Source organism: Mesorhizobium sp. M5C.F.Ca.IN.020.29.1.1, assembly GCF_003997375.1.
Lineage (GTDB): Bacteria > Pseudomonadota > Alphaproteobacteria > Rhizobiales > Rhizobiaceae > Mesorhizobium > Mesorhizobium wenxiniae.
In genome coordinates this window covers 1-5698 of sequence record NZ_RZSW01000417.1, presented here as the reverse complement: position 1 = coordinate 5698, position 5698 = coordinate 1, and the positions used below count along the sequence as shown (strand labels likewise).

General features: G+C 55.5%; 5 protein-coding genes. 4 read left to right on the top strand and 1 reads right to left on the bottom strand.

The features are described 5' to 3' along the window. Nucleotides 1-315 precede the first annotated feature (315 nt). The gene (locus EOA85_RS25865) at nt 316-1851 is read right to left on the bottom strand and encodes an anti-phage dCTP deaminase (RefSeq protein ID WP_127211659.1); all 1536 of its coding nucleotides are present in this window, start codon (nt 1849-1851) and stop codon (nt 316-318) included. 547 nt (nt 1852-2398) lie between these two features. Here EOA85_RS25865 and EOA85_RS25860 point away from each other — a divergent pair. The 4 genes from EOA85_RS25860 to EOA85_RS38205 all read left to right on the top strand — a co-directional run. Further along, complete coding sequence (locus EOA85_RS25860) at nt 2399-2884, top strand: hypothetical protein (protein ID WP_127211658.1); 486 nt, start codon at nt 2399-2401, stop codon at nt 2882-2884. 4 nt (nt 2885-2888) lie between these two features. Beyond that, complete coding sequence (locus EOA85_RS25855; RefSeq protein WP_127211657.1) at nt 2889-3965, top strand: XRE family transcriptional regulator; 1077 nt, start codon at nt 2889-2891, stop codon at nt 3963-3965. 247 nt (nt 3966-4212) lie between these two features. Beyond that, nucleotides 4213-5262 carry a hypothetical protein gene (locus tag EOA85_RS25850; RefSeq protein WP_127211656.1) on the top strand — a complete coding sequence of 350 codons (1050 nt, stop codon included), beginning with the start codon at nt 4213-4215 and terminating at the stop codon, nt 5260-5262. Nucleotides 5263-5485: 223 nt separating this feature from the next. Next, nucleotides 5486-5698 (top strand): hypothetical protein (locus EOA85_RS38205; RefSeq protein ID WP_206523367.1); only part of this gene is annotated, 213 nt, incomplete at its 3' end.

Sequence of the window (5698 nt, the reverse complement as noted above, 5' to 3'; positions counted from 1 at the left end):
GTCTTGGCTCGACAATGGCTGGCGGGATGGTCGGAAGCGGTCATCCCTCGGAATAGCTTGAATCAAAAGACCGCTGCTCTTTCCGGGCGTACTCTGGCGCTTGTTGCCGGAGAGAGCGGTGGCAGAACTCAACGCTCGGACGCGAGCTTAGGCCCGATTCCAACGGAATGCCGTACCGGCGGGGCTAGGATTTGACCTCGCCTAAGCCCGGACCGGGTGACGAGCTTCATTGTTCACGGACGACCAACCAAGGGAGGCCTTCATGGCAGTCATCATTCTGAAGCCAGTGAAGGAAGAGCTGTTAGCAGCAGCCCCCTACTCAGCGGCCAAGGCCAGAATTTTGGCTGTCACCAGGGATATGGCCGGCTCTTCGTTTTCAATATAGGCGGAGCTTCGATCCTCGACTCTCGGCACTGGTTTTCCATCTGCCCACTGGCTCGCCTTGCCCGACGAATCTTTCCGCTTTTTCTTTTCGAAAATGTCGCGGTATCGTCGTGGTGAGATCCCTATGAAAGGCTCAAAAAGAACCTTCGTCTCTCTCTCCGACGGCGAAAAGGTTATTGAGTCCGAATGAAGGTCCTTGGCATGGCTTTTGGGGTAGGGCTCCAAAAATACGACCCTGTTGATACCAGCCGAGACGATGTGTTTTGCGCACATGTGACAGGGGAACGTGGTGCAGAAAAGGATTGCGCCGGCCAACGGCTTGCCAAGCCTGGCAGCGTCGGTAACAGCGGACATCTCTGCGTGGATAATTCTGCCAAATTCGATCAAATCCATGACCTTGGATTCGGCAATGGACCGCTCTGACATCAACCGGCGAACCTGTTTGTGAGTGGACCCACTAGCGAGTAGCTTGTCAGATAGGAAGCCCAGTTTTCCCATTCTCTCGACGAGGTCGTCTACCACACGGATTTTTCGACTTTGGTTGCCGTCCGCACCTTCCTCAAAGTCGCGATGCTTTTCACCGACGTCGTCGCACCAATAGGTCCCGCCAAACGGCTTCGGCACTTCGTTGCACCCGAGGGTAATTACCTCGCCATTTTTGGAGAAAACGGCAGCACCAACCTGGCGCGAAAGATCTAAGGACCGAAGGGCTGCTCCCGCAGCAGCGTACATGCCGTATTCAGTTTTGGTAGGGGAAAAGCTATTGTGGCCGAAGAAGGCCTTGATGAACCGGTCCACGGTATCAGCAGAACCCTTGTTGTCTTCGCCCCTGACGAAAACGTCGCCACGGTGAAAGACGTCGGACACCCTCTGGCCGTACTCGTCATCGACCTCATTGTGATCGATCGAAATCAGGTCGATCGCCTCTTTTTCGGCTTCGCCATCTTCGATTGTCCCAGTACCAAATTCTTTGATTTTGCGGACGAGCTGCGAGCGGCGTTCGTGTTGGTCAGAAAAAACGGAAATCTGAACGAATTTTCGACCATACACTTGGCGGAGAAGTGCGATTTCCTCCTCACGCTTGAATTGTCTAATGACGAAAGCAGTTCGGTGCAGCGGGGTTTCGCGGGCCTCTTTGGGATCGAGGTGAGGTTGCAACTCTTGGCGCAGCCGTCGTATCTCGCTGATCGCCAAACACGCTAAAGCCGCCTGGTTATTCACATCGCGCCGGACTTTGTCCGAATTCGCGATCAGAGAACGGTAGCGCGCGCCGTATGTTTCTTCATCCACCTCCATGTGTGGGATCAGGTCGCGCATCACTCTTGTGATGTGGATAACCTGAGTTTCGTACGAGACGGCCTTCAGAGAGTTCGCCAGAAAGCCCGCAATAGCGTCGAGGTTAACTCCGATCGGACCGACCAGCCCGATCACCAGTTCTGGATCATCGACCGTGACAGTGTTGCCCATTTATCCCCCCAAAGGAACTTTTGTCGCTCCCTTTTATTGTCGTAGGACCCTTGTGATAGCTGATGTATCATCGAGTCGCAAAACTTGCTGGAGGGTAAAGCATGGTCGAAACGAACAGTCGTACGAGTTCGGAAATCTCCGCCCAGTCAAGAAAAGACCAGCTCAGTGAAATTATGCGAGACGCAGTGAATAGCGTCTTGGAGAGGCCGGACTCGCGTCGCGGTCCCTACGTCATTGATAACAATGACATAAAAAGCGTACCGGTTATCCGCTAATAAACCCAAAACGTACAGCCCGCCGGCTCGCGCTGGCGGGCTTTTCTGTGCCTGGGATGGTGTTGTCGCCGCGCCATCGAAGTTCGCCGAGGGGCGCGAATCATAGCTTATGCATAAAAATCATTGCGTTTAGGAAAACGCCATGTCACAGCTTGGTTCTGATCAGCAGGCGATTCGTCATGACCGAGCAAGACAAGGTTCGTTCGATCCTCTCCAACTTTGAGTTTCGGCTCCGTTCCGTCCTCGAGTAGGCCTGGGCCGAATGGCTTGAGATGCCGAAGAAGGGGGTACTTTCCGCGCGTTCTCGCGCCTCCATTATGTTCGATTTCATCAAACGCCAAGCGCTTGAGGAGTTTGACGGAGACGCCGACATCCATGTCCTTCCCAAGGGCCAGACGGTGAAATTTCTGTTCCGCGACCAGGTTCTCATCCGCTTCAAAAAGGCCAATTCGAAAGGCATCGGATCCAACATTGAAACTCAGGCGGTGCTGGAATTCATTGACCCTCAATTGAAGATCCCAGATCTTGTTCCGGAGATTTTCAAGGTTGAAGTGTGCTATACCTTGGACAGGCTTGCGACCAAGGTTGCAGCCGTATCGGTGACCAAACGTGACCGTCATAGCAAGCTTTGGAGTTATCCGATATTCGGCGAGGAGAGCGGTGTAGTCGTGCCACTCCCGACGCGCGCGCCAGACCCGGAGAGTTCTTCTTTGGTGCGCCCGAGGAAGCCCATCGACAAGCCCGAAACCGGCGAGTGATCCGATGCAGGCCAACGGCGCAATGCTGCGCATCGCGCGGCAGCGAAAGGGATTCCAACAAACGGAAGCAGCTGCGCTTTTGGGCATTGACCAATCGCTGCTATCGCGCATTGAGAACGGTTTCGTTGAACCCAGAGACGAAATCATCCTGCGCGCCGAGGCGGCCTATGACCTCCCAAAGTCCTTCTTTACTCTGACAGACCCAGTCTACGGAGCCCCTGTGAGCGTTCACCCGATGTGGCGCCGCAAGGCCGATGTGGGCATCCGCGAGATGGACGCGATCGTCGCAGAACTCAATATCCGGGTGATGCACATACGCCGGCTTCTAGACGGAGCTGAGTACACCCATGCCAACGAGCTGCCGCGCCTCGACATCGAGGACTTCGGCACGCCTGAGCATGTTGCCGCTTTGATACGCGCCCACTGGAAGGTGCCTCGGGGTCCGATCAAAGATTTGACCTCGCTGGTCGAGCGAGCTGGGGTATTGGTTGCTCATTCTCCGCTCGGCGGCGCGGCTGTCAGCGGTGTAACCTTCGCAACCCCAGGCTTACCACCGCTGATCGTGCTCAACAGCGAGCAACCAGGGGATCGCTTGCGCTTCACCTTGGCGCACGAGCTGGGGCATTTGGTCATGCACCGCTTCCCCTCACCTCAGATGGAGGAAGAGGCGAATGCCTTCGCGTCCGCATTGTTGATGCCGGCGCAGGATATCAGGCCTTATTTTGTGGGACGGCGGATCGATCTCGCTCTTTTGGCTGCGCTCAAGCCGGAATGGAAAGTCGCGATGCAGGCTCTGCTGATGAGGGCCACGTCATTGGAACTCATCACAAGGAATCAATCCCAATATCTCTGGAAGCAGATCAGCGCTCGGCGCCTTCGCCTTCGAGAGCCGCCGGAATTGGATTTTGAGCCGGAGCGACCTTCCGTCATCTCGACCATGTTACGCGTCCATACCGACGCGCTCGGCTATACTATGCAAGAATTGGCCCGCCTCCTGCACGTCCGAGAACAGGGATTGAAGGAGCTATACCAACTCAATGAAGGCGCGCCCGCACGCCCACGCTTCACCGTGATGCGATAACGCCTGATAATAAAATCAACGACTTACCTTTAAAGTGGGGTTATCCAGCCTTACTCCATCCAACGACCGCCCCATTTCCAGACAGTCCGCCCTAAGCTGCACCATGCCTTATGTCGCGTTGGAATGGCGCATGACCACGATGCCGCCGGCACTTTGTAGCGAGTTGTAGATGTTTTTGCTGAGTATAAGATGTCCCATATGTGATACTTCGCTGCATTTGAGTCCGATCTGAATAGAGGACAAATCATTGCCGCCGCCAGGAAATCAATATCTTGAAGCCCGCTACACCTGGGTTCCGGAACACGGATACGTGCTTCTGATCTCAGCGGAGCGGTTAAAGGAGCTTGAGATTGATCTCGATGCACAGAGCACCTGCAGCCAAGCTGTTCCGAAAGTTCCAGCGGCACTTCGCAGGCGCTGGATGCTCTGCTTTATCAGCACGAAAAAGGGGTTTTTTACGCATGTAGCACGTAGCGTTGTCTATTACCCGGCGGAGTCCGGAAAGGGCAAGCTGGACCTCTGGAACGTTATGCCATTTACGAAACCCGTGCGTATTGCGGCGATCAAAGCGAAACTCGAAGGCACGCAGGCGTGGCGCGCGAAGCAGGCGCTCCTCGGTGGCCACATGTCGGCGTCAGCCTTCGACTTAATCATTAAGGCGTTGCGTCAGGTCGATGCGTCCAAGATCACGGAGGGTTTGGTGGATCGTCGGCCGCCTCCTCCGGACCCCACGCCGACCCGCGCTAAGACAAATTGGGCCTATCAACGAGATGCAGTCGTCACATCGCTCGAAATTGCACGAATTCCCAAGCAGCAACTAACAATCTCGCCCCAACCCGGCGAGGATGGAGCGGAAGGTGTGAGGTCAATCTTCGACAGCGACGACAATGTAATAACGATAGAGGACCTGGCGATCCTGCAGGATCTGGACCAAGCTGACAAAGACTGGCAGTTCATCAGGCGCCAGCGCTATCCCGCGAAGCTGTTCACAAATGGTGACACGAATCTCACCATTATTCTGGCGAACAAGCTGCCACTTGAGAGGCAACTCGGAACCGACCTCATTTACGTGAACGAGACGCTGAAGTCGGTCGTTTTCGTGCAATACAAGATGTTCTCTGGCGTTGACGGTGAGGATGGCTACAGGCCGGACGCTCAGCTGGACGCGGAGATCGCGCGAATGGAGACGGCGTTGGCGACGCTCGGTGCGGTCGCGGTTGACGAAAGTTGTGACGGATATCGCTTCGGTGCGGACCCCATTCTTTCTCAAATTCTGCAGCAAGCTTCTATCCCATGATGCCAAGGGCCATGTGCCGGGCATCTACGTTCCCTTGAGCTACTGGAAACGGCTGGTAAAGACACCGGCCGCTAGGGGCAAAAAGGGAGGGACAATCGTCTATGCGGAGACTTTCGGTCGACGACACTTCACCCCAACGCACTTCATCGACATGGTCGGCCGCGGGTGGGTTGGAACTTCGGCCCTTCAAACCGATGTCTTGGCCCCATACCTGAGGGCCGCATTGGAAGGAAAGAAGGGCGTCGTCCTCGCGGTTGAAACAGCTGGCGATCCAGATGATCACGGTGAGGATGGTTTCGAGATATCACGTCTGTCATCGGGCAATGAATATTCCCTGATTGTGGGCATCGAAAATTCCCTAGTTGTCGCTGCTGCCGCCAGTTCCGGGACGCGTCCCGGAACTGGCGGCTTTCGCTCCGGCGTCGATAGTCCGTCC

Coding starts and splice junctions, on each gene's coding strand:
- EOA85_RS25865 (WP_127211659.1), bottom strand. CDS start 1,851: ATGGGCAACACTGTCACGGTCGATGATCCAGAACTGGTGATCGGGCTG.
- EOA85_RS25860 (WP_127211658.1), top strand. CDS start 2,399: ATGCCGAAGAAGGGGGTACTTTCCGCGCGTTCTCGCGCCTCCATTATG.
- EOA85_RS25855 (WP_127211657.1), top strand. CDS start 2,889: ATGCAGGCCAACGGCGCAATGCTGCGCATCGCGCGGCAGCGAAAGGGA.